Here is a 23,539-nt window from a genome sequence, read left to right as displayed (position 1 = left end):
CATTTCACAGCGGCCGGATCACTCTAGGTCGCCGCCACCACAAAGGGAACGGATTTACGGCCAACACATGTTCGAAATTACCGAGGCTTTGATCGCCGGGGCTTCGGTTGCCGGGGCTCTGGTTGCCAGGCCTGGGATCACCGGGCCTGGGATCGCAGGGCGTCGGCGCAGGACTCCAGGTGCGTCAGCCCGGTCGGCACTCGTCGGCCCGGGCCCGCAGCAGCTCCCGTTCCCGCTCGTTGCCCGTCAGCTCCGCCGCCCGTTCGAACTCGGCCCTCGCCTCCGCCGTACGGCCCAGCCGCAGCAGCAGGTCGCCGCGGACGCTGGGCAGCAGGTGGTAGTCGCGGAGCGTCGGTTCGGCGACGAGGCCGTCGACGATCTCCAGCGCCGGCCCCGGGCCGTCCGCCATCGACACGGCGACCGCGCGGTTGAGTTCGACGACCGGCGACGGGGTCCGGGCCGCCAGCAGCGCGTACAGGGTCGCGATGGCCGTCCAGTCGGTGTCCTCGTAGGTGTGGGCGTGCGCGTGGCAGGCGGCCACGGCGGCCTGGAGGGCGTAGGGGCCGGGAGCGCCGGTCGCGGCGGCGCCGGAGCGGTCGAGGGCGGCGATGCCACGGGCGACGAGCATGCGGTTCCAGCGGCGCCGGTCCTGGTCCTTCAGGAGGACGGGCCTGCCGTCGGGGGCGGTGCGGGCGGCCGTGCGGGACGCCTGGAACTCCAGCAGCGAGACCAGACCGTGGACCTCGGGCTCCTTCGGCATCAGGGCCGCCAGCTGCCGGGCCAGCCGCAGCGCGTCCTCGCACAGCGCCGGGCGCAGCCAGTCGTCGCCTGCGGTGGCCGCGTACCCCTCGTTGAAGATGAGGTAGATGACGTCGAGGACCGAGCCGAGCCGGGCCTCGCGGTCGGGTCCGTACGGCACCTCGAAGGCGATGTTCCTGGTGGCCAGGGTCTTCTTGGCACGGACGATGCGCTGGGCGACCGTCGGTTCCGGGACCAGGAAGGCGCGGGCGATCTCGGGGGTGCTCAGGCCGCCGAGCAGGCGCAGGGTGAGGGCGATGCGGGCCTCGGCGGACAGCACCGGGTGGCAGGCGGTGAAGACGAGCCTGAGCAGGTCGTCGTCGATGGCGTCGGGGTCGGCGGGCTCCTCGGGCGGGGCCGTCGGGTCCAGGCCGCGGCCGATCTCCCGGAGCTTGCGGGCGTAGTTCTCGCGGCGGCGGACCAGGTCGACGGCGCGATGCCGGGCGGTGGCGGTGAGCCAGGCGCCGGGGTTGTCCGGCACCCCGTCCCGCGGCCACTGCTCCAGCGCGGCGACCAGCGCGTCCTGCGCCAGCTCCTCCGCGATACCCACATCCCGGACGACCCGGGCGACGGCGGCGATGACACGGGGAGACTCGAGACGGAAAACGGTCTCGATGGCGCTACGGGGGTCCTCGGCCTTACGGGAGTCCTTGACGGTACGAGGGTCCGCGGCGGCACGAGGGTCCGCGGCGGTACGGAAATCCGGGGCGGCACCGGAATCCGCGGCGGTGCCGGAATCCGGGGCGGCGCGGGGGTCCGGGGCGGTACCGGAATCCGGGGCGGTGCCGGGCTCCGAGGGGGGCTGTTGGTCCACAGCCCCCCATCGAACACCCCGGCGGTCGTTCAGGCCAAGGAAGGCTCAGCCCTCCGCGATCTCCCGCACCTCACAGGTCACCGTCCAGTGCTCCTCGTGGACCTTCAGGAACCGCTTCGTCCACTCGATGGCCTCGGCCATGTCCTTGCACTGCATGAGCGCGTAGCCGCCGACGACCTCCTTGGACTCGGTGAAGGGTCCGTCGGTGAGGGAGATCTTCCCGCCCTCCCAGTGCGCGCGGACGCCCTGCGCGGACGGGGTGAGTCCGGCGGTGTCGAGCATGACGCCGGCCTTGGTGATCTCCTCGATCAGCTCGCCCATCCGCTGCATCAGCTCGGGGCTGGGGCCCTCGGCGGGGGCGGTGGCCTCGTCGATCTTCACGAGCGACAGGTAGCGGGGCATGGTGACTCCTCGGTGCGGTGAGCCGGGTCCCTCCCGGCCTCTCACCCCTTCGTCGAACGGGGGACGGCCGGATCGACACCCTCGCCGGATTTTCCCGGGAAACTTTTCCGACCGGTGTTTCCGCAGCCGGCGGCGGTGGCGGTGGCGGTGGCGGTGGCGGACGGTCCGCCGGGCGGCGCCGCTCCCGGTCGGGGCGGGCTCACCTCAGCGACTCCCACAGCTCGCTCGCCGCCGGTTCCCGTGCCACCACCCGATTGGGGTCGGAGGGGGCCGCCACCACGGGCATGGTCACCGTCTTGAGCCGGGCGGCGGAGAGGCTCTTCAGACTCTGGCCGAGTTCCATCAGTTCGGCGAGCGAGTCGAGGCCGGTGTCCGTGGTGAGGCTGCCGGTGACCGCGTCGGCGACCGCGTACAGCCGGGTGGGGCTGGTCAGCAGGTCGGTCGAGGCGATCTGCTCCAGCAGGGCCTTCACCAGGGTCTGCTGGAGGCCTATCCGGCCCAGGTCGCTGCCGTCGCCTATGCCGTGCCGGGTGCGGGCCAGGGCGAGCGCCCGGGTGCCGTCCAGATGGTGGGTGCCGGCCGCGAGGTGCAGATGGCTGTCGTCGTCGTCGATGTCCTCGTCGGTGGTGACGGTGACCCCGCCGAGCGCGTCCACGAGCTTCGCGAAGCCCGAGAAGTCGACCTCGATGTAGTGGTCCATGCGGACGCCGGTGATCGACTCGACCGTCTTCACGGCGCACACGGGACCGCCGACCGCGTAGGCGGTGTTGAACATCGCGCCGTACGCCACCGCCGTCGAGCCGCCGTCGGACCGCGGACAGGAGGGGCGGGTGACGAGGGTGTCGCGCGGGATGCTGACGACGGTGGCCGTCGTCCGGCCCGCGTCGATGTGCACGACCATCGCGGTGTCGGAACGGGCGCCGGAGCTGTCACCGCCGCCGAGCGCCTGGTTCGCCGCGCCGCTGCGCGAGTCCGAGCCCAGCACCAGGATGTTCACCGCCTCGGTGGGCAGCGGGGAGGCGGACGCCGAGCCGGAAGGGGCCGGGGTCGTGACCGCCCTCGCGGGGCGGTCGTCGCCGAGCGCGTTGTCGATGTCGACGCTCTTGATGTTGTCGTTGAGCCGCCAGTAGGCCCAGCCCGCCGTCCCGATGCCCACCACCAGGGCGGCGGCCAGTGCGATACCGGCGGCCCTGAGCACTCTCGACCGCCGGCCCGTCCGTCTGCCCGCGTCGCCCTGCTCCTCGTGTCGCGTCACGCACAGGAACGTAAGTCCGAATTATGAGCGGACTGTTAGGACCGGTGCCTGACGGCGAACTTCTTGTGAAAATCTCACGTTCCTCAGCCCAGTGTCACCGTCGGCACCGGATTGCTGCCGCTCCAGTTGGCGTTGAACCCGAAGCTCACCGAACCCCCGTCCGTGACCGTCCCGTTGTACGAGGCGTTCACGCACGTCACGGCCGCCCCCGACTGGGTGCAGCCGGCGTTCCAGGCCTGGGTGATCTGCTGGCCCGCGCCGTACGTCCAGGTCACCTTCCAGGAGGACAGCGCGGCGCCCGAGCAGGAGATCGTGACGTTCCCGGTGAACCCGGTGTTCCACTGGCTGCCCACGCTGTACGCCGCCGTGCACGCGCCGGTCGGCGGAGGCGTCGTCGTGCCGCCCAGCGCCTCCGCGATGCCGTAGTACGCCGGTTTCGGCGCGTAGTTCGCGTCGTACGGCGTCGCCGCCCCCTGCCCCGGGAAGGTGCTCTCCACCCAGGAGTCGGAGTCGGTGAAGCCCCACACCGTGAGGTTCACGCAGCGCGCCACCGCCACGCAGGCCGCGGTGACCGCCTTGTAGTCGGCCTTCTGCTGGGCCAGCTTGGCGCTGTCGGACGGCAGCGTCATCCGGATGTCCAGCTCGGTGATGGCCACGTCGACGCCGAGGTCGGCGAAGCGCTGGATGTTCTGCTGGAAGGTGGCGGGGACCTGACCGAGGATGAGGTGGGCCTGGAGGCCGACCCCGTCGATCGGGACTCCCCGTTCCTTCAGCGACTTGACGAGGTTGTAGAGGGCGGTGCTCTTCGCGTTGACGCCCTCGACGTTGTAGTCGTTGACGTACAACTTCGCCGCCGGATCGGCGGCCCTGGCCCAGGTGAGGGCGTTCGCGATGTAGTCCGCGCCGAGGCCGTTGTACCAGAGGGTCGAGCGGTAGGTGCCGTCCTCGTTGAAGGGCTCGTTGACGACGTCCCAGGCGGCGATCTTCCCCTGGTAGCGGCCGACCTCGGTGTTGATGTGGTTCTGGAGCAGGGTGTTGAGCTGGGCGGACGTCCAGCTGCCGTTCGTCAGCCAGCTCGGGTTCTGGCTGTGCCAGACCAGGGTGTGGCCGCGCACCTGCTGGCTGTGGGCCTGTGCGAAGGCCACGATCTGGTCGGCCTCCGCCCAGTTGAAGGAACCCTGGGTCGGCTCCACCGAGCCCCACTTCATGGCGTTGCCGGGGGTCAGCGAGCCGAACTGCGCCCCGGCGAGGTCGCCGTAGGTCCCGGTGAGCTTGGAGCCGGTGACCGCGGTGCCGACGACCTTGCCCTTGGCCGCGCCGAGCTCGCGCAGCGGGGTGTCGGCGGCGTGCGCCACTCCGCCCAGGAGGGCGCCGACGGTGGCCGCCCCGGCGAGCAGGGCGGCGAGACGTGCACGTATCGACGAACTGGAGGATCTCATTGCGGGTGCCTCCGAAAGTTTCGGTCGTGCAACCGATTGACTTCGGAGGAGTGTGGGGGCGTCCGCCACACCCGTCAATACGTCAACTTCCGGCCACCCGCGTCCCGACGCCCTACCGGGTGGGCGGCGCCCCGGTGCTCGTACGCACCACCAGGCTCGTCGCCAGCTCCACCCGCGTCGCCGTCGGCGTCTCCTGGGTCCTGGAGCGCCCCAGCTCCAGCACCAGCCGGGCCGCCGCCTCGGCCATCTCGGTGAGCGGCTGCCGTACGGTCGTCAGCGGCGGGCCCACCCAGCGGGCCACCGGCAGATCGTCGAAGCCGACCACGCTCACGTCCTCCGGGATGCGCAGTCCCAGCTCACGGGCCGCCTCGTAGAAGCCGAGCGCCTGGAGGTCGTTGCCCGCGAAGACGGCGGTGGGCCGGTCGGGGCGGTCGAGGAGCTCACGGCCGAGCCGGTAGCCGGTCTCGTGGTGGAAGTCGCCGGTCTTGATCAGCTGCTGGTCGACCGGCAGCCCGGCGGTCTCCAGCGCGGCCCGGTAGCCGTCGATCCGGGCGCGGCTGCACATCATCTGCGGCGGCCCGCTGATCGCCCCGATCCGCCGGTGCCCCAGCTCGACCAGATGGCGGGTCGCGGCCAGGCCGCCCTGCCAGTTGGTGGCCCCGATGGACGGCACGTCGGCGCCCGGGTCGCCGGCCGGGTCCATCACCACGAACGGGATGGACCGGCTGGTCAGCAGCGCCCGCTGGGACTCGTCGAGCCCGGAGAGGACCAGCACGACACCGTGCGGACGGCGGGCCGCGACCTGGTCGGCCCAGGTCCGGCCGGGCGTGAGCCGACCGGCGCTCTCGCTCAGCACGACACTCAGCCCGGCGTCCCGCGCCACGTTCTCCACGCCCCGGATGACCTCCATCGCCCAGGCGCTCTCCAGTTCGTGGAAGACCAGGTCGATCAGCGGGGAGCGGGTCGCCTCGGCGCGACGGCGGCGGTAGCCGTGGGCGCGCAGCAGTTCCTCGACGCGGGTGCGGGTCGCGGGGGCGACATCGGCTCGGCCGTTGAGGACCTTCGAAACAGTCGGTGCCGATACGCCGGCCTCACGGGCGATCTCCGCAAGCGTCGCGGTCTGCGTCGGCCGCGCTTCTGTCCGCGTTTCCACGGGCTCCGAGGGTGTCATGGCGGCGATCGTATCGCCACGCGACCTCTTGACGAACCTATTGCGACGCCATAGGTTCCCGGAACATTCGAAGTATACTTCGAAACATTCGTACGCCTCGTTGTCCGCACCGACTGTCCACCTGGTGGCTCACCGACCTCTGACAGGAGTTTCATGACCACCGCCCCCTGGCGTGACCCCGCCCTGCCCGCCGCCGCCCGTGTCGACGACCTCCTCTCCCGGATGACCCTGGAGGAGAAGACCGCCCAGCTGTACGGCGTGTGGGTCGGCGCCGCGACGGACGGCGACGGAGTCGCCCCGCACCAGCACGACATGACCGCCGACCACGACTGGGACGAGCTGATCACCCGGGGGCTCGGCCAGCTGACCCGGTCCTTCGGCACCGCGCCCGTGGACCCCGCGCTCGGCGCCCGCGCCCTGGCCCTCGCCCAGCGGCGGATCGCCGCGGCCGGCCGGTTCGGCATCCCGGCGGTCGCCCACGAGGAGTGCCTGGCCGGCTTCACGGCCTGGCGGGCCACCGCCTACCCGGTCCCGCTGGCCTGGGGCGCCGCCTTCGACCCGCCGCTGGTGGAGGAGATGGGCCGGGCGATCGGCCGCGACCTGCGCGCGGTCGGCGTCCACCAGGGCCTGGCCCCCGTGCTCGATGTCGTCCGCGACCCGCGCTGGGGACGGGTCGAGGAGACCATCGGCGAGGACCCCTACCTGGTCGGCACGGTCGGCACGGCCTATGTCCGCGGGCTCGAGTCCGCCGGGGTCGTCGCCACGCTCAAGCACTTCGCCGGGTACGCCTCCTCGGCGGGCGCCCGCAACCTGGCCCCGGTGCGGGCCGGCACCCGGGAGTTCGCCGATGTGACCCTGCCTCCCTTCGAGATGGCGCTGCGCGAGGGCGGCGCCCGCTCGGTGATGGCGGCCTACACGGAACGCGACGGCGTCCCGGCCTCCGCCGACCCCGAGCTGCTGACCCGCCTCCTGCGGGAGGAGTGGGGCTTCACCGGCACGGTCGTCGCCGACTACTTCGGCATCGGCTTCCTCCAGACCCTGCACCGGGTCGCCGGCACCCCCGCGGAGGCGGCCCACCTCGCCCTGGCGGCCGGCATCGATGTCGAACTGCCCACCGTGAAGTACTACGGCGAGGCGCTGGTCACGGCCGTGCGGGCCGGCGAGGTCCCCGAGGAGCTGGTCGACCGGGCCGCCCACCGCGTCCTGCTCCAGAAGTGCGAACTGGGCCTGCTGGACGAGGACTGGCAGCCGCCGAGCCCCGAGTCGGTCGACCTCGACCCGGCGGCGAACCGCGCGCTGGCCCGCCGGCTGGCGGAGGAGTCGGTGGTCCTGCTGGACAACCCCGACGGCCTGCTGCCCCTCACCCCCGACACCCGGGTCGCCGTGGTGGGCCCGCGGGCGGCCGACGCGCTGGCGATGCTCGGCTGCTACTCCTTCCCCTCCCATGTCCTCACCCACCACCCCGAGGTGGACCTGGGGATCGAGATCCCCACCCTGCTGGAGTCCCTGCGGGCCGAACTCCCGGACGCGAAGGTCACGTTCACGGAGGGCTGCGGGGTCTCGGACCCCGACCCGTCCGGCTTCACCGAGGCCATCGCCCGCGCCGCGGAGGCGGACGTCTGCGTGGCCGTCCTGGGCGACCGGGCGGGCCTGTTCGGCCGGGGCACCTCGGGCGAGGGCTGCGACGTGGCCGACCTGAGCCTGCCCGGCGTCCAGGCCGAGCTGCTGGACGCACTGGTCGCGACGGGCGTCCCGGTCGTCCTCGTCCTGCTCACCGGCCGTCCGTACGCGCTCGGCCGCTGGCACGGACGGCTGGGGGCGGTCGTCCAGGCGTTCTTCCCGGGCGAGGAGGGCGGTCCGGCGGTGGCGGGCGTGCTGTCGGGCCGGGTGAACCCCTCGGGCCGCCTCCCGGTGAGCGTGCCGCGCGTGCCGGGCGGCCAGCCCTGGACCTACCTCCAGCCGCCACTGGGCCTGGCGGGCGAGGTCAGCAACCTGGACCCGACCCCGCTGTACCCGTTCGGACACGGGCGCTCCTACACGGAGTTCGGATGGGAGGACTTCGCCGGCCCGGACGCGGAGATCGGCACGGACGGCTCGTACGACCTGTCCGTCACGGTCCGCAACACCGGTGGCCGGGCGGGCACCGAGGTCGTGCAGCTGTATCTGCACGACCCGGTGGCGAGCGTGACGCGGCCCGACGTACGGCTGATCGGCTATCAGCGGCTGGAGCTGGCGGCGGGCGGGACGGCCCGGGTGACCTTCCGCTTCCACGCCGACCTGTCGGCGTTCACCGACCGCGCGGGACGCCGGGTGGTCGAACCCGGCGATCTGGAGCTGCGGTTGGGGACGTCCAGCGGGCAGGTGCGGGAGGTGGCCCGGGTGCGGCTCGCCGGGCCGGTGCGCGAAGTGGGGGCGGAGCGACGGCTGCGGTGCGAGGCGGACGTCCTGCGGAACTGACGTGCCGTCGGGCGGTGCCGGCGCCGCAGCCGCAGCCGCAGCCGCCTCACGTCGTCCGTTCGTCCCCGGTGGCGAAGAAACGGTCCACGTACTCCCCCGGCGGCAGGGTGCTCCCGCGCAGGAGGGAGAACACCTCGGCACCGTCGCCGGGCGTCCCGAACAGGGCGAAGGCCTGGGCGAGCCGCGCGTACTCGACGCCGTCGAGGTCCTCGCAGTACTCGGCGGCCTCGGCCTCCGCCCGCTCGACCGCCTCGTCCGCCGACCGGGCCGTCCACAGGGTGATGCGCTCCTCGTAGACGCCCAGGGGGCCGTGCCGGAAGACGCACCGGACGCCGTACCAGGACGGTTCGCCGGTCGGTTCGCCCGGGGTGGGGCCTGCGCACCCGCTCCTCGCGGACGGGCCCCGGCCGCTCACGTCGGGTCCGGCACCGGCTCGAACCGCCACCGGTGCACGGCCCGGCTCACCAACGCCCCGTCCGGATCGGGCAGTTCGGGCAGGACGGCATCGTAGTCGGCGTCCCACCAGGTGATGACGAGCACCCGGTCCTGCGGGGCGCGGAACATCTCCCGGCGCACGGGCCGGTCGGCGAGTTCCTGCGCCCGCGCCCAGGCGAGCAGCTCCTCTCCCCGCCCGGTGACCGCCCTGGCCTCCCACATCAGCGCGACCGTCATGAGTAGAGGTTGCCCTTGCTGACCTCATGGACGTGGTCGTGGTCGTGGCTGTGGTCGTGGGCCCGCTCGGGCGGACGGCCCGGCACATGCGGGTCGGTCACCGGCAGCGAGGAGTCCGCCGACAGGTCCCAGTCGGACGCGGCACGCCCGCGGGCCACCATCTCCGCGCCCAGGGCCGCCACCATCGCGCCGTTGTCCGTGCACAGCTTGGGGCGCGGGACGCGCAGCCGGATGCCGGCCGCCTCGCAGCGCTCCTGGGCCAGGGCCCGCAGCCGGGTGTTCGCGGCCACGCCGCCGCCGATCATCAGATGGTCCACGCCCTCGTCCTTGCAGGCCCGTACGGCCTTGCGGGTCAGGACGTCCACGACCGCCTCCTGGAAGGAGGCCGCCACGTCACGGACCGGGACCTCCTCGCCCGCCGCCCGCTTCGCCTCGATCCAGCGGGCGACCGAGGTCTTCAGCCCGGAGAAGGAGAAGTCGTACGCCGCGTCGCGCGGGCCGGTGAGGCCGCGCGGGAACGCGATGGCCGACGGGTCGCCCTCGCGCGCGTAGCGGTCGATGACCGGGCCGCCCGGGAAGCCCAGGTTCAGCACCCGGGCGATCTTGTCGAAGGCCTCGCCCGCCGCGTCGTCGATGGTCGCGCCCAGCGGACGGACGTCGGAGGTGATGTCGGTGGACAGCAGCAGCGAGGAGTGCCCGCCGGACACCAGCAGCGCCATCGTCGGCTCGGGCAGCGCGCCGTGCTCCAGCTGGTCCACGCAGATGTGGGAGGCGAGGTGGTTCACGCCGTAGAGGGGCTTGCCGAGGGCGTAGGCGTACGCCTTCGCCGCCGAGACGCCGACCAGCAGGGCACCGGCGAGACCGGGACCGGCCGTGACCGCGATGCCGTCGAGGTCCTTCGCGCTCACCCCGGCTTCCTTCAGCGCCCGCTCGATGGTCGGGACCATGGCCTCCAGGTGGGCCCGGGAGGCCACCTCCGGCACGACCCCGCCGAAACGGGCGTGCTCGTCGACGCTGGAGGCGATCGCGTCCGCCAGCAGGGTCGTGCCGCGCACGACGCCCACGCCGGTCTCGTCGCAGGAGGTCTCGATCCCCAGAACCAGGGGTTCGTCAGCCATTGTTCTCGGTTTCCTGTGTCCCTTGTACCGGGGTCGGTACGGATGTCGATGGATCGGTCAGCCTCATCACCAGGGCGTCCACGTTCCCCGGCTGGTAGTAGCCGCGCCGGAAGCCGATGGCCTCGAAGCCGAAGCGTTCGTAGAGCTTCTGGGCGCGCACGTTGTCGATCCGGCACTCCAGCATGACCTCGGCGCACTCGAAGGCGGTCGCCGCGCGCAGCAGCTCCGTCAGCAGGCGGCCGCCGAGCCCGGTGCCCCAGTGGGCGCGGGCGACGGCGATGGTCTGGACGTCGGCGACCGCGGCGAAGCCGCTGTCGGATCCCGTGCCGGCCGCGGCGAGGCCCGCGTACCCGACGATCCGCTCGCCGTCGGCCGTGGTCTCGACCGCGACGAGATAGCGCCGGGTCGCCTCGGGGCCGCGGGCATGGGCCAGGTCGGACCAGAACATGCCCCGCGACCAGGCGTCCTCGGGGAAGAGGACCTTCTCCAGCTCCAGCACGGGTTCGATGTCCCACCAGCGCATCTCGCGCAGCACGGGCGGCCGGCCGGTCGGGTTGGCGGCTTCGGTCACTTGGGCGTGACCACCTTGTAGTTCTTCGGCACCTGGGCGTCCGGCCGGCGCAGATACAGCGGGCGCGGGGCCGGCAGTTCCTCACCCCGGGCGAGCCGCTCGGCGGCGAGCGACGCGAGGGCGGCGGCGGAGACGTGCTCGGGCTCGTGCGCGTCCGGGAAGGCGTCCGGGTACAGCAGCGCGCCCGCCCCGACGGACGGCAGCCCGGCCACCTCGTCGGCGATGTCGGCGGGCCGGTCCACCGCGGGGTCCGAGAGCCGGGTCCGGGAATCGGCGTAACGCGCCCAGTAGACCTCCTTGCGGCGGGCGTCGGTCGCCACGACGAAGGGGCCTTCGAGGTCGGACGCGTAGGCGAGGCCGTCGAGCGTGCACAGACCGTGCACCGGGACGCCGAGCGCGAGCCCGAAGGTGTCGGCGGTCATCAGGCCCACTCTCAGCCCGGTGTACGGGCCGGGGCCGATGCCGACGACGATCCCGGTGACGGCGTCGAGGCCGCGCCCGGCCCCGGCGAGCAGCCGGTCGACGGCCGGCAGCAGCAGCTCGCCGTGCCGGCGCGCGTCCACCTGACTCGAGGAGGCGATGACGTCCGTGCCGTCGTGCAGCGCGACGGTGACGGCGGGGGTGGCGGTATCCAGAGCGAGCAAGAGCACGCAAACAGCCTACGGCTCCCGTGCCCCGCACATGGCCGCGCCGGTCGGAGCTGTGAGGACTGCTAACGTCACCGCGAAACGTGACGTACGGGACAGACTGGGTGATCGCCGATGCCAAGCAACAGCTCGACTTTCGTGGCCGGGCTCACCTCGGCGGCCCTGGCGACGGTCGCGTTCCTCACCTTCCAGGCGTCGGCGAACGCGCCCGCCGACCTCGCCCGGCCGCAGCGCAGCGGCGCCCCCGCGAAGGCGGCGAACGCGCCCCGCGACAAGGACCACCCCGCCGCGCTGCCGGCCGACTCCGGCATCGGTACGCGGGTCGTGTACTCGCTGGACGACGACCGGGTGTGGCTGGTCGGGCCGGACGACGGGGTCGAGCGCACGTTCAAGGTCGCGCCCGGCAGCGTGGACCCGCTCCCGGGCAACTACGCCGTCACCTCCCGCGCGGGCGCCGTCACCGGCACCGACGGCACCCCCATCGAGCACGTCGTGCGCTTCGCCACCGTGCACGACGTGACGATCGGCTTCAGCGCGGCGCTGGACGGCTCGCTGCCCGAGCCCGACCCGACGGTGAAGACGGGCGGCATCCGGCAGACCGTCGCGGACGGCGACGCGATGTGGGACTTCGCGACGATCGGGCAGGGCGTCGTCGTGATCCCGTAGGCGCGGCCGGGCCCGGCGGCGCCTACGCCTGAGTAACTCGTGAACGTTCCGACAAGACGTCGGCAAAATGTTGCGTGAGGTGTCTTGTGCGTGGTCACATGGTATCAACTTCGTAGTTAGGTCTACCTAACTACGTCCGCCCCCGAACCTCAGGAGGCGTCCATGTCGGTCACCGAACCCGAGGGCCGGCCGTCACGGCCGTTCACGCTCGCCGGTGTGTCCATGCGTGACCTGCTGGCCTCGTGCGCGGCAGCGGAAGCCGTCTCGACACCTCCGCGGCTGCCCGACCCGGCACTCGCTGAGCAGCCGGTGAGGCGTCCCGAGGCGGCCTGAGGGACCCGCCCCCGACCGGCCGCACAGACCCGTCCGGCCGACGCGGCCCCGACCGGCCGACGCGGCCCCGACCGGCCGCAGATCCGTCCCGGCCGCAGCCCCGCCCCGGCCGCGTACACCCCGGCCGGCCGGCCGCACGCCGGTCAGGCCGACAGCACGCCGAGGTCCGCCCGGGCCCAGCGCTCGCCGAGACCCGTCACCGTCACGTGCCGCACCTCGTCCGTCGTGTCGCCGACGGCCCGGTGGATGAGGACCTGGAGCCGGTCGTCCGTCAGCTCCTCGACCTTGCCCTCGCCCCACTCCACGACGATCACCGACGCGGGCAGCGACACGTCGAGGTCGAGGTCCTCCATCTCGTCGAGCCCGCCGCCCAGGCGGTACGCGTCGACATGGACGAGCGGCGGACCGTCCCCGAGGGAGGGGTGCACGCGGGCGATCACGAACGTCGGGGAAGTGACGGCGCCCCGGACCCCGAGCCCCGCACCCAGCCCGCGGGTGAGCGTCGTCTTGCCCGCGCCGAGTTCCCCGTTGAGCATCACGAGATCGCCCGCGCGCAACAGCTTCGCGAGGCGTCGGCCCAGCTCACCCATCTGCTCGGGGGAGTTGACGACGATCTCGAGGCGGTTCACGGGAGGCGCGGGCTCAGCCGGGCTGTGCGCTGCTGCTGGTGCTTCCATAGCCGTTCACGGTAGCCCCTGCCGGCACCGCGCCCGCGCGGGTGAGCAGGTCGGCGAGGCGGTCGGTGACCACTTCCGGGTGTTCCAGCATCACGAGGTGCCCGGCGTCGGGGACGAGGACCAGCTCGGCGTCCGGCAGCAGGTCGGCGATCGCCTCACTGTGCTCGCTCGGCGTGACCAGATCCCCGATCCCGGCGAGCACCAGCACCGGCATGTCGGTGAAGGAGGCCAGCGCCTCGGTCTTGTCGTGATCCGTGAACGCCGGGTAGAACTCGGCGACCACGTCGATCGGCGTGCCCTCGATCATCCGCTCGGCGAACCGCGCCACCGCCGGATCCACGTCCCGCGACGCGAACGAGTACCGCTTGATGATCCCGGCGAAGAGATCGGCGGTGGCCCGCCGCCCCTTCTCCACCAGGGCCGCCTGCTGCCCCAGCGCCTTCAGCACCCCCGGCAGCACCCGCCGCACCGCGTTCACGCCGGCGACCGGCAGCCCGAAGTTGACCTCGCCGAGCCGCCCCGACGACGTACCGACGAAGGCGGTGGCGACGACCCGCTCGCGGATCAGCTCGGGGTACAGCGCGGCCAGGGCCATCACCGTCATCCCGCCCATGGAGTGCCCGACGAGCACGATCGGCCCCTCCGGCACGGCCGCGTCGATCACAGCCCTCAGGTCGCGCCCCAGCTGGTCGATGGTGACCGGCTCGCCGTCCCGTATCTGGGCGTTGCCGCGCCCGGACCGGCCATGACTGCGCTGGTCCCAGTGCACGGTCCGCACGACACCGCGCAGGGCCGCCCGCTGGAAGTGCCAGGAGTCCTGGTTGAGGCAGTAGCCGTGGCTGAAGACCACGGTGACGGGGAGCGGGGCCTTGCGCCCGAAGAGCCTGCGCCGCCGGTTCGCCGGTCCGCCCTGCGGCTCGACGTCGTCGACCTCGTAGTACAGCTCGGTGCCGTCGTCGGCGTACGCCTTGCCCGGGGTGCCGCGCAGCCCGCCGTACGGCCCCGTCGAGTCGAGGGCGAGCCGGGCCTTCGCCCGCATGCCGCGCCCGACGGTCATCCGCTCCAGGGCGACACCGGCCGCCGCGCCCGCGGCGATCACGCCTATCGCGGCGCCGGCGATGCCGGTCGCCCGGCGCCACCCCCCGGCCGCCCCCGTGGCGGAGGCGGCGACGACCGCCGAGGCGGCGCCCGCCACCGCCTCCGCGCTGCTCTCGCTCACGTACCGCTCCTCTTTGGCCGATGCCCGTGGTCCGACTGCGGGGTACCCGTCCGGTTACTCATTCACCTGAACGGGCTCATTGACATAGACGCGAGGAACGCGCGATCCGATGCGCGTGACGATCTCGTATCCGATGGTTCCGGCCGCCTGGGCCCAGTCCTGCGCCGTGGGCTCACCGCGGTCGCCCGGTCCGAAGAGAACCGCCTCCGCGCCGGGGGCGGGCTCGTCACCGCCGAGGTCGACGACGAACTGGTCCATGGCGATCCGTCCGGCGGCCGTCCGCCACTTGCCGGCGACCAGCACCGGTCCGCTCCCGGAGGCGTGCCGGGGGACGCCGTCCGCGTAGCCGAGGGGGATCAGCCCCAGGGTGGTCTCGCCCGGAGTGACGTAGTGGTGGCCGTAGCTCACGCCGTGGCCGCCCGGGACGTGCTTCACCAGGGCCAGCGAGGCCGCGAGGGTCATCACCGGGCGCAGCCCGAAGTCGGCGGCGGAGCCCAGCTCGGGGCTGGGCGAGAGGCCGTACATCGCGATGCCCGGCCGGACCAGGTCGAGGTGGGTCTCCGGGAGCGTGAGCGTGGCCGGGGAGTTGGCGATGTGCCGCACCTCGGGCCGCGCGCCCTGGCGTTCGGCGTACGCCACCATCTCGTGGAACCGGTCGAGCTGGGGCGCGACGGAGGGATGCCCGGGCTCGTCGGCGCAGGCGAAGTGCGACCACAGCCCGGTGATCCGGAGCAGTCCCTCGCCCTCGGCCCGCAGCGCCTCGCCCACCAGCTCGGGCCAGTCGGCGGGCTGGCAGCCGTTGCGTCCGAGCCCGGTGTCGGCCTTGAGCTGCACGCGGGCGGCCCGCCCGGCGACCCGCGCCCCCTCGACGACCTCCCGCAGGGCCCAGAGCCCGCTCACCGACACGTCGATGCCGGCCTCGACCGCCTCCCGCCAGGGGCCGCCCGGCGTCCACAGCCAGCACATGATCCTGACGTCCGCCGGCAGCCCGCCGTGCGCGCGCAGCGCCAGCGCCTCCTCGGGTGTGGCGGTGCCCACCCAGCCGGCGCCGGCCGCGACCGCGGCGCGGGCGCAGGGGGCGGCCCCGTGCCCGTATCCGTCGGCCTTCACCACGGCCATGAACTCCGCGCCCGGCGCCTCGGCGCGCAGGGTACGCACGTTGGCCCGCAGCGCGGCCAGGTCGATCTCGGCACGGGCGCGCGACGGGGCGGCGGGCGGCTTGGCAGTCTCACTCATCGCGCCCAGTGTCTCAGAGGGCCCGGACCGCCCCTAGGTACCGGGCCGGTGCCCCCACACGTAGACCCGGTCGCCCTTCTTCAGCACACCCCACAGCCGGCGTGCGTCACCGACCGTGAGGTTGACGCAGCCCATGGAGCCGACGGTGGTGTGGATGGTGTCGTAGACGGCGTGGAAGGCCTGGCCGCCGTCGAAGAACTGCGCATAGGGCATAGGGGAGTTGTAGAGGGTGGAGACATGGTTCTTGTGCCGCCAGTAGACGGTGTGCCACCCCTTGCGGGTCGGGTGCACGACGCGTCCGCTGCGCATCGGCACGGGCCCGAAGACGACCTTCGTCCCCTTCTGCACCCAGGTCAGCTGCCGGTCGAGATCGACGCAGGCGACCCGGTGGGTCCGCACCGGGCACTTCTTCTGCGCGTTGGGATTCTTCCTCGCGGCGATGAGCTGCATCCGCGCCCAGGTGACGGGTCCCGCGTACCCGATCGCGGGCTCGATCCGCTGCTGCCGCTGGAACGCCCGGATCGCCTTGCAGTCGGCGGTGGACTGCTTACCGTCCGCAGGCAGCTTCAGCCACCGCTCGACCGCCCGCTGGTACGGCCCGGCCCGCCTGCTGCAGGCCACCCGGGTCGCCACCTCGTCGAACGGCACGTACTCGACGAGCGCGTAGGTCCCCTCCACCGCGTCCCTCGGCTCGACGGCGTCCTCGGCGGCGGTGGGCGTGTACACCCGCGGCGCGAGCACCTGGTCGGGCGTGTCGATCTCCCAGGACGGCGGCGCCGGAGCCGGAGGCGGAGCGGCGCGCGCAGGCGTCCCCAGGGGCAGAAGAGCGACGGCGGCGAGCAGCAGACCCACGGTTCGCGTACGGAACATCCGATCAGACAATCGCACCACCCACACCCGCAGGTCCTGCCACGCGGCGACTTCACCCTTCCAGCGGGGTACTCCAGCCCGTCCGGCGTTCGAGGACGAGGCCGTTCAGGCCGAAAGGGGGGTCTGGGGGCACAGCCCCCGGGAAACAGCCCCCAGGAAAGGAAAGGAAAGGGAAGGGACGGGACGAGAAGGGAAGGGAAGGGAAGGGAAGGGGCGGCGGGGCGAGAAGACCGCCCTACCGCCGCACGTCCCGCCAGGCCCCCGCCACCGCCGCGGCCACGTCGTGCGCCCCCACCGGCGCCCCGTCCGCGGCGAACCGCCCCGCCAGCCCATGCAGATAGGCCCCCACACTCCCCGCGTCCAACGCGCTCAGCCCCGCCGCGAGCAACGACCCCGCGAGACCGGACAGCACATCCCCGCTCCCGGCCGTGGCCAGCCACGCCGTCCCCGTCGCGTTCACCCGCACCACCCCCGCACCGCCCGCGTCCGCGACCAGCGTCGTCGACCCCTTCAGCAGCACGGTCGCCCGGTAGCGGGCCGCCAGCTCCCGCGCGGAACGCAGCCGAGCCCCCTCCACCTCCTCCCGCGCCACCCCCAACAGCGCGGCTGCCTCCCCCGCGTGCGGTGTCATCAGCGTCGGCGCGGTCCGCCCCCGCACCGCGTCGGCGTCGGCGAGCCGCAGCCCGTCGGCGTCGATCAGCACCGGCACCTCGGCGGCCAGCACCTCCGCCACCGTCTGCGCGTCATCGCCGGCGCCCGGCCCGACGACCCACGCCTGCACCCGCCCCGCCTGCCGGGGCCCCTGGTCGGACACGAGCGTCTCGGGGAACCGGGCGACGACCGCGTCCCCGGCCGGCCCCACGTACCGCACGGCCCCCGCCCCGCCCCGCAGCGCCCCCGCGACGGCCAGCACGGCGGCCCCCGGATACCGGGCGGACCCGGCGGCGATCCCGACGACACCCCGCCGGTACTTGTCGCTCTCTCCGCCCGGCACGGGCAGCAGGGCGGCCACGTCCGCGTGCTGGAGGGCCGCGAGTTCCGGCTCGGCGGGCAGCTCGTCCCCGAGCCCGATGTCGACGAGCCGCACCGACCCGGCGTACTCCCGCGCCGGATCCACCAGCAGCCCCGGCTTGTGCGTACCGAAGGTGACGGTGAGGTCGGCGCGGATCGCGCTCCCGTGCACCTCCCCGGTGTCGGCGTCGACACCGCTGGGCAGATCGACGGCGACGACGGCGGCCCGGGCCTCGGCGACGATCGCGGCCAGCGCGGCCGCGTCCGGCCGCAGCCTGCCCTTCCCGCCGATCCCGACGATGCCGTCGAGCACGAGGTCGGCCCGCCGGACGGCGTCCTCGGCGCCGGCCGGCGCGATCGCGCGACCGCCCGCCCGCCGCAGGGCCGCGAGCCCCGCGGCATGGGTCCGTCCGGGCGCGAGCAGCACCGCGGTCACCCCCGCCCCGCGCCGGGCGAGCCGGGCGCCGGCGTACAGGGCGTCACCCCCGTTGTCGCCGCTGCCGACCAGCAGCACGACCCGCCGTCCGTACACCCGCCCCAGCAGGTCGGCGCAGGCGGCGGCGAGCCCGGCGGCGGCCCGCTGCATGAGGGCCCCTTCCGGAACCCGGGCCATCAGCGCCCGCTCGGCGCCACGGACGGTCTCTACGCGGTAGGCAGTACGCATACGGTCGAGTCTCCCCCGGAGTCCCCCGTCACCGCACTCCGTCACCGCGCTGTGTCACCGCACTCCGTCACCGCACCGCGCCGGCTCACCCCACAGCCCGCCCCCACAGCCCGCACCACGGCCCGCCCCGCGGCTCACCCTTCGGCCACCACCACCGCCGAGGCGACCCCCGCGTCATGGCTCAACGACAGATGCCAGCTCCGGACGCCCAGTTCGGCCGCCCGCGCGGCGACGCTCCCCCGTACCCGCAGCCGAGGCCGCCCGCTCTCCTCCACGTAGACCTCCGCGTCCGTCCACAGCAACCCGGCCGGCGCCCCCAGTGCCTTGGCCAGAGCCTCCTTCGCGGCGAACCGGGCCGCCAGCGAGGCGGCACCCCGGCGCTCCCCGCTCGGCAGCAGCAGTTCGCTCTCCAGGAAAAGCCGCTGGGCCAGCCCGGGCGTCCGTTCCAGCGACGCCGCGAACCGCTCGATCTCGGCCACGTCGATACCGACCCCGATGATGCTCATGCCGAGCACCCTACGGCCGGACCGTCACCACCTGCTGCTAGCCTGCGGCGACTTGATCAAGCCGGACCGCACCGGATGACGCCGCATCACATCGGACGGCATTCCGGTCACATCGGTGAAGAACCCGCCGCGCGCCCTGGGGGGCCAGCCCGCGCGCCGCGGACAGCTACGCCAGGGGGCGGAGGAATGACCAGCACCACCAACGGCATGCCCGGCGGCGGACCCACGAACGCCTGGGGACCGACCTTCGATCCGTACGACAACACACCCGAGCTGATCCCGCTGCGCACCGCCGCGCAGGCCGGGCACTGGCCGGCCGTCCGGGACTTCTTCACGGGCCTCGACTCGGTCGACAAGCTGGCTTCCGCCGCCGGCCTCCTCGCCGACATCCCCGGCGTCGAGAACTTCCTGGAGCGGGCGGCGGCCGAATCGCCCGGCGACCCGCTGCCGCGCACGCTGCTCGCCGAGCGCTACGTCTACATCGGCTGGGACATCCGCAGCGGCGCCCGCGCCCAGCACGTCTCGCGGGACCAGTTCGCCCAGTTCCACGACTGGCTGCGCAGGGCCGAGCGGCTGCTGATCGAGATCTGCGCCGAGCACCCCTCGTACGCGCCCGCCTGGACCGCCCGGCTGACGACCGCGCGCGGACTCGAGCTGGGGCAGGCCGAGGCACGGCGCCGCTACGACCGTCTCTCCGCCCACCATCCGCACCACTACCGCGCGCAGGTCCAGCTGCTCCAGCAGCTGTGCCCGAAGTGGGGCGGTTCCTGGGAGGCGGCGCACGGCTTCGCCCGCGAATGCGCGACCGCGGCCCCCGACGGCTCCCACTCCGGCGCCCTGGTCGCCCTCGCCCACATCGAGCGCTGGCTGGACCTGTCCGGGGGCGAGGACGCGGCCTACATGCGGGGCCCGTCGGTCCGCGACGACCTGCGCAACGCCGCCCAGGTGTCCGTGCTGCACCCGGCCCACCGGCCCGACTGGAACTCGCTCGGCGCGCACAACGCGTTCGCGTTCGCCTTCACGCTCGGCAACCACTGGGAGTACGCGGCACCGCACTTCGCCTTCCTCGGCGACCGCGCGACCGAGTCCCCGTGGCACTACATACCCGACAAGAAGTCCGCGTTCCTCAAGTCCCGCAAGGCCGCGCTGGAATCCCGAGGAGGCGGCAACCGATGACCACCGACCTGCACACGCACGATGCCGACGACCGCGCCGGCATCGCCGCGCTCGCCGGCATCGTCTCGCACACCACCACGCAGCACATCCCCACTCTCTACGCCCCCGCCTCCGGCAACGAGATCACCGCCGGTCTCTTCTTCCGGGTGGGCCGCGCCGACGAGACCCTGGCCACCGCCGGCCTCACCCACCTCGTCGAACACCTCGCCCTGCACCGCCTCGGCCTGTCCGATCTGCACTACAACGGCGCGACGGCGAACGCGTACACCCTCTTCCACGTCACCGGCAGCGAGGAGGAGGTCGTCGAGTACCTCAACAGCGTGTGCGCGGGGCTGCGGGACCTGCCGATGGAGCGGCTGGAGACCGAGAAGGAGATCCTGCGCACGGAGGCGGCCGGCCGCGGCGGCGGCCCCCAGCACCAGATGCCGCTGTGGCGGTACGGCGCCCAGGGCTACGGCCTGTCCAGCTACAACGAGCTCGGCACCTGGAGCCTGACCCCGGACCAGGTGCGCCACTGGGCCGAGACCCGCTTCACCAGGGACAACGCGGTGCTGTGGATCACCAGCGACCAGGTCCCCGACGGCCTGGACCTCACTCTCCCGCAGGGCTCCCGCTTCCCCGCTCCGGCCGCGACCAGCGCCCTGCCCACCACCCCCGCGTTCACCAGCGGCGACGACGGCCATGTCGTCCTCACCTCGGTGCTCCGCCGTTCCACCGCGGCCAGCGTCTTCGCGGACGTCCTCGGCCGGGCCCTCTTCCAGGACCTGCGCCAGGAGGGCGGCTACTCCTACTCCGCGGAGGCGGACTACGCCCAGCGCGACGCCGACTTCGCCACTCTCACCGCCCACGCCGACTCCCTCCCGCAGAAGCAGGACGCGGTCGTCGGCGGCTTCGTCGACACATTCGCCCGGCTGCGCGCGGGCCGCATCGAGCAGTCCGAACTGGACTCCGTCCGCACCAAACTCCTCAAGATGTACGACACTCCCGACCTCGCGGCGGCCGCGCTCCCCTCGTACGCGCTGAGCCTGCTGCTCGGGCACCGGATCCTCACCCCCGATCAGCACCGGGCCGAGCTGAACGCGGTGACGACGGACGACCTGCGCGAGGTCGCCCGGGAGGCATGGGACAACGCGCTTCTGCAGGTACCGGGCCGGGGCGTCGAATGGGCGGGCCTCACCCTCGCCCCGCAGCACTCGCAGGCCGCCGTGACCGGCACCCGGCACCAGTCCCTGGAGGACGACGAGGTCACCCTGGTCATCGGCGCCGAGGGCGTGAGCCTGCTGACCCCGAGGGGCCCGGTCAGCGTCCGCTACGACGCCTGCTCGGCGATGACCACCCGCCCCGACGGCGCGCGCACCCTGACCGGACACGACGGCTTCTCGGTCACCGTGGAGCCCACCCTGTTCCGAGGGGTGACGCCGGAACGCACGGCCGCACTGGACGCGGCCGTGCCGGCACAGGCCGTGGTCCGGATGCCGGCCCGCGAGCCCGACCGCATCCCGCAGCCGCGCAAGCGGCCCTCCGGCAAGGGCCGCTCCACCTGGGGCTGGACCACCGCGCTCTGGCTCGTCGGCCTGCTCGCGGCGGCGTGGGGCCTGCTGTGCGCGGTCATCACCGCCGACGAGGCCTCGGCCACCGCCCCGGAGTGGGACGCGGTCGTCGGCGTCTGGATCCTGGAACTCCCCCTGCTCTTCGCGACCTGGAAGGTCTACGCGGCCAGAAGGCAACGCGTCCGAAGCTGACCAGCGCCCCTGGGGGGGGAGGGCGGGGGCCGTCGCGGACGGTCCAGCCCTCCCCCCCCCCAGGAGGCGTGGGGAACTGCGCGACCGGCCACGACGCACCCGCGCCCACGCGCGGCAACTAGCCCCACCCCCTCAGGCGCCCCCGCTCAGGCGCCCCCGCTCAGAACCGCCTCACTCCACCGTCACCGACTTCGCGAGGTTACGAGGCTGATCCACCTCGTTGCCTCGCGCAGTGGCCAACTCACACGCGAACACCTGCAAGGGAACCGTCGCGACGAGCGGCGACAGCAGCACCGGCGTGACCGGGATCCGCACGAGATGGTCGGCGTACGGCACCACCGTCTCGTCCCCCTCCTCGGCGATCACGATCGTCCGCGCCCCCCGGGCCCGGATCTCCTGGATGTTGGACACGATCTTGTCGTGCAGGACGGACCGCCCGCGAGGCGACGGCACCACGACGACGACCGGCAGGTCCTCCTCGATGAGCGCGATCGGCCCGTGCTTCAGCTCACCCGCGGCGAACCCCTCCGCGTGCATGTAGGCGAGCTCCTTCAGCTTCAGGGCGCCCTCCAGCGCGACGGGATACCCGACGTGCCGCCCGAGGAACAGCACGGTGTCCTTGTGGGCGAGGGAGCGTGCCAGCTCCCGTACCGGTCCCATGGTCTCCAGCACCCGCTCGACGGCGCCGGAGATCTGCGCGAGGTCGCGGATGACGGCCCGGATCTCGTCGCCCCACTTGGTGCCGCGGACCTGGCCGAGATACAGCGCGACGAGATAGCAGGCCACCAACTGCGTCAGGAACGCCTTGGTCGAGGCGACGGCCACCTCCGGCCCGGCGTGCGTGTACAGCACCGCGTCCGACTCCCGGGGGATCGTCGACCCGTTGGTGTTGCAGATCGCCAGCACCTTCGACCCCTGCTCCCGCGCGTGCCGCAGCGCCATGAGCGTGTCCATCGTCTCCCCGGACTGGGAGATGGCGATGACCAGCGACCGCGAGTCGAGGATCGGGTCCCGGTAGCGGAACTCGCTGGCCAGCTCCACCTCGCACGGGATCCGCGTCCAGTGCTCGATGGCGTACTTGGCGATGAGGCCCGCGTGGAAGGCCGTACCGCAGGCGACGATGACGACCTTGTCGACCTCCCGCAGCTCGGAGGCCGGGATCCGCACCTCGTCGAGCGACAGCGCACCGGAGGCGTCGATGCGGCCGAGCAGGGTGTCGGCGACCGCCTTGGGCTGCTCGGCGATCTCCTTGAGCATGAAGTAGTCGTAGCCGCCCTTCTCCGCGGCCGAGGCGTCCCAGTCGACGTGGTACGACCGGACGTCCGCCGGACGCCCGTCGAAGCCGGTCACCGTCACACCGTCCCGCCGCAGCTCGACGACCTGGTCCTGACCCAGTTCGATCGCCGACCGGGTGTGCGCGATGAACGCGGCGACGTCCGAGGCGAGAAAGGCCTCGCCCTCCCCGACGCCCACCACGAGCGGCGAGTTCCGGCGCGCGCCGACCACCACGTCCGGCTCGTCGGCATGCGCCGCGACCAGCGTGAACGCCCCCTCCAGCCGCCGGCACACCAGCCGCATGGCCTCGGCGAGATCGGCCGTCACCGAGAACTCCTCGGCGAGCAGATGGGCCACGACCTCGGTGTCGGTGTCGGAGAGCAGCTCGTGCCCCCGCTCGGCCAGTTCGGCCCGCAGCAGCGCGAAGTTCTCGATGATCCCGTTGTGGACCACGGCGACCCGCCCGGCGTTGTCGAGGTGCGGATGCGCGTTGGCGTCCGTCGGCCCGCCGTGCGTGGCCCACCGGGTGTGCCCGATGCCCGTCGTCCCGGTCGGCAGGGGCCGGGCCGCCAGCTCCTTCTCCAGGTTGACGAGCTTGCCCGCCTTTCTCGCGGCGGCGAGCCCCCCGTCCGCCAGAACGGCCACCCCGGCCGAGTCGTAGCCCCGGTACTCCAGCCGCCTCAGTCCGGCCATGACGACCTCAAGCGCCGACTGAGACCCCACGTATCCCACGATTCCGCACATGCGCGGCAGCCTACGGCCGAACCGCGCCCGGAAAGAGCCTCCGCGTGCCCGATTTCGGAAATTCCCACGGGTGTAC

At 73.2% G+C, this 23,539-nt stretch carries 22 protein-coding genes; 5 read left to right on the top strand and 17 right to left on the bottom strand.

The features are described from left to right. Window positions 1-184: 184 nt before the first annotated feature. The 5 genes from ABT070_RS11075 to ABT070_RS11055 form a co-directional block, all read right to left on the bottom strand. Window positions 185-1,414 (bottom strand): RNA polymerase sigma factor, encoded by a 1,230-nt coding sequence (locus ABT070_RS11075; protein ID WP_351758536.1) that lies wholly within the window; start codon window positions 1,412-1,414, stop codon window positions 185-187. Window positions 1,415-1,657: 243 nt separating this feature from the next. Then, window positions 1,658-2,014, bottom strand: coding sequence for a YciI family protein (locus ABT070_RS11070; RefSeq protein WP_351757808.1), 357 nt, complete (start codon window positions 2,012-2,014; stop codon window positions 1,658-1,660). Between the two features lie 199 nt (window positions 2,015-2,213). Beyond that, a complete protein-coding gene (locus ABT070_RS11065; RefSeq protein WP_351757805.1) occupies window positions 2,214-3,269 on the bottom strand; it encodes an LCP family protein in 1,056 nt (351 codons plus the stop codon). Between the two features lie 83 nt (window positions 3,270-3,352). After that, window positions 3,353-4,708, bottom strand: a complete 1,356-nt coding sequence (locus ABT070_RS11060; protein ID WP_351757802.1) for a glycoside hydrolase family 10 protein — start codon at window positions 4,706-4,708, stop codon at window positions 3,353-3,355. A gap of 112 nt (window positions 4,709-4,820) precedes the next feature. Next, window positions 4,821-5,879 (bottom strand): LacI family DNA-binding transcriptional regulator, encoded by a 1,059-nt coding sequence (locus ABT070_RS11055; RefSeq protein WP_351757800.1) that lies wholly within the window; start codon window positions 5,877-5,879, stop codon window positions 4,821-4,823. Window positions 5,880-6,032: 153 nt separating this feature from the next. Here ABT070_RS11055 and ABT070_RS11050 point away from each other — a divergent pair, with 153 nt between their 5' ends. Next, window positions 6,033-8,336: a beta-xylosidase/alpha-l-arabinosidase gene (locus ABT070_RS11050; protein WP_351757797.1), complete on the top strand. Its 2,304-nt coding sequence runs from the start codon at window positions 6,033-6,035 to the stop codon at window positions 8,334-8,336. 46 nt (window positions 8,337-8,382) lie between these two features. Here ABT070_RS11050 and ABT070_RS11045 read toward each other — a convergent pair whose 3' ends face one another. From ABT070_RS11045 to tsaB, 5 genes are read right to left on the bottom strand one after another with little or no spacing between them, the layout of a single operon-like run. Then, window positions 8,383-8,751, bottom strand: coding sequence for a hypothetical protein (locus ABT070_RS11045; RefSeq protein ID WP_351757794.1), 369 nt, complete (start codon window positions 8,749-8,751; stop codon window positions 8,383-8,385). After that, entirely contained in the window at window positions 8,748-9,008 is a 261-nt protein-coding gene (locus ABT070_RS11040) for a hypothetical protein (RefSeq protein WP_351757791.1), read from the bottom strand. Before ABT070_RS11040 ends, ABT070_RS11045 begins: the two co-directional genes overlap by 4 nt. Next, window positions 9,005-10,126: a tRNA (adenosine(37)-N6)-threonylcarbamoyltransferase complex transferase subunit TsaD gene (gene tsaD, locus ABT070_RS11035; RefSeq protein WP_351757789.1), complete on the bottom strand. Its 1,122-nt coding sequence runs from the start codon at window positions 10,124-10,126 to the stop codon at window positions 9,005-9,007. Before tsaD ends, ABT070_RS11040 begins: the two co-directional genes overlap by 4 nt. After that, the gene (locus tag ABT070_RS11030; protein ID WP_351758533.1) at window positions 10,119-10,649 is read right to left on the bottom strand and encodes a GNAT family N-acetyltransferase; all 531 of its coding nucleotides are present in this window, start codon (window positions 10,647-10,649) and stop codon (window positions 10,119-10,121) included. The genes tsaD and ABT070_RS11030 overlap by 8 nt, the downstream gene beginning before the upstream one ends. Window positions 10,650-10,693: 44 nt before the next feature. Next, the gene (gene tsaB / locus ABT070_RS11025) at window positions 10,694-11,347 is read right to left on the bottom strand and encodes a tRNA (adenosine(37)-N6)-threonylcarbamoyltransferase complex dimerization subunit type 1 TsaB (RefSeq protein WP_351757786.1); all 654 of its coding nucleotides are present in this window, start codon (window positions 11,345-11,347) and stop codon (window positions 10,694-10,696) included. Between the two features lie 111 nt (window positions 11,348-11,458). Here tsaB and ABT070_RS11020 point away from each other — a divergent pair, with 111 nt between their 5' ends. Both ABT070_RS11020 and ABT070_RS11015 read left to right on the top strand, forming a co-directional pair. Continuing rightward, the gene (locus tag ABT070_RS11020) at window positions 11,459-12,010 is read left to right on the top strand and encodes a hypothetical protein (RefSeq protein WP_351757783.1); all 552 of its coding nucleotides are present in this window, start codon (window positions 11,459-11,461) and stop codon (window positions 12,008-12,010) included. Between the two features lie 162 nt (window positions 12,011-12,172). Further along, on the top strand, window positions 12,173-12,343 hold the full coding sequence (locus ABT070_RS11015; protein WP_351757781.1) for a hypothetical protein: 171 nt from the start codon (window positions 12,173-12,175) through the stop codon (window positions 12,341-12,343). 143 nt (window positions 12,344-12,486) lie between these two features. Here the strand turns inward: ABT070_RS11015 and tsaE are convergent, their stop codons facing one another. The 6 genes from tsaE to ABT070_RS10985 all read right to left on the bottom strand — a co-directional run bounded on the left by tsaE (window position 12,487) and on the right by ABT070_RS10985 (window position 18,526). Beyond that, window positions 12,487-13,020, bottom strand: a complete 534-nt coding sequence (gene tsaE / locus ABT070_RS11010; protein WP_351757778.1) for a tRNA (adenosine(37)-N6)-threonylcarbamoyltransferase complex ATPase subunit type 1 TsaE — start codon at window positions 13,018-13,020, stop codon at window positions 12,487-12,489. Next, complete coding sequence (locus ABT070_RS11005; RefSeq protein ID WP_351757775.1) at window positions 12,986-14,239, bottom strand: alpha/beta fold hydrolase; 1,254 nt, start codon at window positions 14,237-14,239, stop codon at window positions 12,986-12,988. The genes tsaE and ABT070_RS11005 overlap by 35 nt, the downstream gene beginning before the upstream one ends. A gap of 54 nt (window positions 14,240-14,293) precedes the next feature. Then, window positions 14,294-15,475 carry an alanine racemase gene (alr, locus tag ABT070_RS11000; RefSeq protein WP_351757772.1) on the bottom strand — a complete coding sequence of 394 codons (1,182 nt, stop codon included), beginning with the start codon at window positions 15,473-15,475 and terminating at the stop codon, window positions 14,294-14,296. Between the two features lie 33 nt (window positions 15,476-15,508). Beyond that, window positions 15,509-16,345, bottom strand: a complete 837-nt coding sequence (locus tag ABT070_RS10995; RefSeq protein WP_351757769.1) for a L,D-transpeptidase family protein — start codon at window positions 16,343-16,345, stop codon at window positions 15,509-15,511. Between the two features lie 235 nt (window positions 16,346-16,580). Next, window positions 16,581-18,020 (bottom strand): NAD(P)H-hydrate dehydratase, encoded by a 1,440-nt coding sequence (locus tag ABT070_RS10990; protein WP_351757766.1) that lies wholly within the window; start codon window positions 18,018-18,020, stop codon window positions 16,581-16,583. Between the two features lie 134 nt (window positions 18,021-18,154). Beyond that, a complete protein-coding gene (locus ABT070_RS10985) occupies window positions 18,155-18,526 on the bottom strand; it encodes a holo-ACP synthase (protein WP_351757763.1) in 372 nt (123 codons plus the stop codon). A gap of 186 nt (window positions 18,527-18,712) precedes the next feature. Here ABT070_RS10985 and ABT070_RS10980 point away from each other — a divergent pair, with 186 nt between their 5' ends. Next, entirely contained in the window at window positions 18,713-19,702 is a 990-nt protein-coding gene (locus tag ABT070_RS10980; protein ID WP_351757761.1) for a hypothetical protein, read from the top strand. Next, window positions 19,699-21,444 (top strand): M16 family metallopeptidase, encoded by a 1,746-nt coding sequence (locus ABT070_RS10975; protein WP_351757759.1) that lies wholly within the window; start codon window positions 19,699-19,701, stop codon window positions 21,442-21,444. Before ABT070_RS10980 ends, ABT070_RS10975 begins: the two co-directional genes overlap by 4 nt. 171 nt (window positions 21,445-21,615) lie before the next feature. Here the strand turns inward: ABT070_RS10975 and glmS are convergent, their stop codons facing one another. Then, window positions 21,616-23,463 (bottom strand): glutamine--fructose-6-phosphate transaminase (isomerizing), encoded by a 1,848-nt coding sequence (gene glmS, locus ABT070_RS10970; RefSeq protein ID WP_351757756.1) that lies wholly within the window; start codon window positions 23,461-23,463, stop codon window positions 21,616-21,618. Between the last annotated feature and the right edge of the window lie 76 nt (window positions 23,464-23,539).

This window comes from Streptomyces sp. NPDC002884 (assembly GCF_040295245.1).
Taxonomy (GTDB): Bacteria; Actinomycetota; Actinomycetes; order Streptomycetales; family Streptomycetaceae; genus Streptomyces.
This window is presented reverse-complemented; position numbering and strand designations above follow the sequence as displayed.

Bases quoted from the DNA above. Each gene is read 5' to 3' on its own strand.
- ABT070_RS11070 (WP_351757808.1), bottom strand. From the start codon at position 2,014: ATGCCCCGCTACCTGTCGCTCGTGAAGATCGACGAGGCCACCGCCCCC.
- ABT070_RS11060 (WP_351757802.1), bottom strand. From the start codon at position 4,708: ATGAGATCCTCCAGTTCGTCGATACGTGCACGTCTCGCCGCCCTGCTC.
- ABT070_RS11055 (WP_351757800.1), bottom strand. From the start codon at position 5,879: ATGACACCCTCGGAGCCCGTGGAAACGCGGACAGAAGCGCGGCCGACG.
- ABT070_RS11050 (WP_351757797.1), top strand. From the start codon at position 6,033: ATGACCACCGCCCCCTGGCGTGACCCCGCCCTGCCCGCCGCCGCCCGT.
- ABT070_RS11040 (WP_351757791.1), bottom strand. From the start codon at position 9,008: ATGACGGTCGCGCTGATGTGGGAGGCCAGGGCGGTCACCGGGCGGGGA.
- tsaD (WP_351757789.1), bottom strand. From the start codon at position 10,126: ATGGCTGACGAACCCCTGGTTCTGGGGATCGAGACCTCCTGCGACGAG.
- ABT070_RS11030 (WP_351758533.1), bottom strand. From the start codon at position 10,649: ATGCGCTGGTGGGACATCGAACCCGTGCTGGAGCTGGAGAAGGTCCTC.
- ABT070_RS11020 (WP_351757783.1), top strand. From the start codon at position 11,459: ATGCCAAGCAACAGCTCGACTTTCGTGGCCGGGCTCACCTCGGCGGCC.
- ABT070_RS11015 (WP_351757781.1), top strand. From the start codon at position 12,173: ATGTCGGTCACCGAACCCGAGGGCCGGCCGTCACGGCCGTTCACGCTC.
- tsaE (WP_351757778.1), bottom strand. From the start codon at position 13,020: ATGGAAGCACCAGCAGCAGCGCACAGCCCGGCTGAGCCCGCGCCTCCC.
- alr (WP_351757772.1), bottom strand. From the start codon at position 15,475: ATGAGTGAGACTGCCAAGCCGCCCGCCGCCCCGTCGCGCGCCCGTGCC.
- ABT070_RS10995 (WP_351757769.1), bottom strand. From the start codon at position 16,345: ATGTTCCGTACGCGAACCGTGGGTCTGCTGCTCGCCGCCGTCGCTCTT.
- ABT070_RS10990 (WP_351757766.1), bottom strand. From the start codon at position 18,020: ATGCGTACTGCCTACCGCGTAGAGACCGTCCGTGGCGCCGAGCGGGCG.
- ABT070_RS10985 (WP_351757763.1), bottom strand. From the start codon at position 18,526: ATGAGCATCATCGGGGTCGGTATCGACGTGGCCGAGATCGAGCGGTTC.
- ABT070_RS10980 (WP_351757761.1), top strand. From the start codon at position 18,713: ATGACCAGCACCACCAACGGCATGCCCGGCGGCGGACCCACGAACGCC.
- ABT070_RS10975 (WP_351757759.1), top strand. From the start codon at position 19,699: ATGACCACCGACCTGCACACGCACGATGCCGACGACCGCGCCGGCATC.
- glmS (WP_351757756.1), bottom strand. From the start codon at position 23,463: ATGTGCGGAATCGTGGGATACGTGGGGTCTCAGTCGGCGCTTGAGGTC.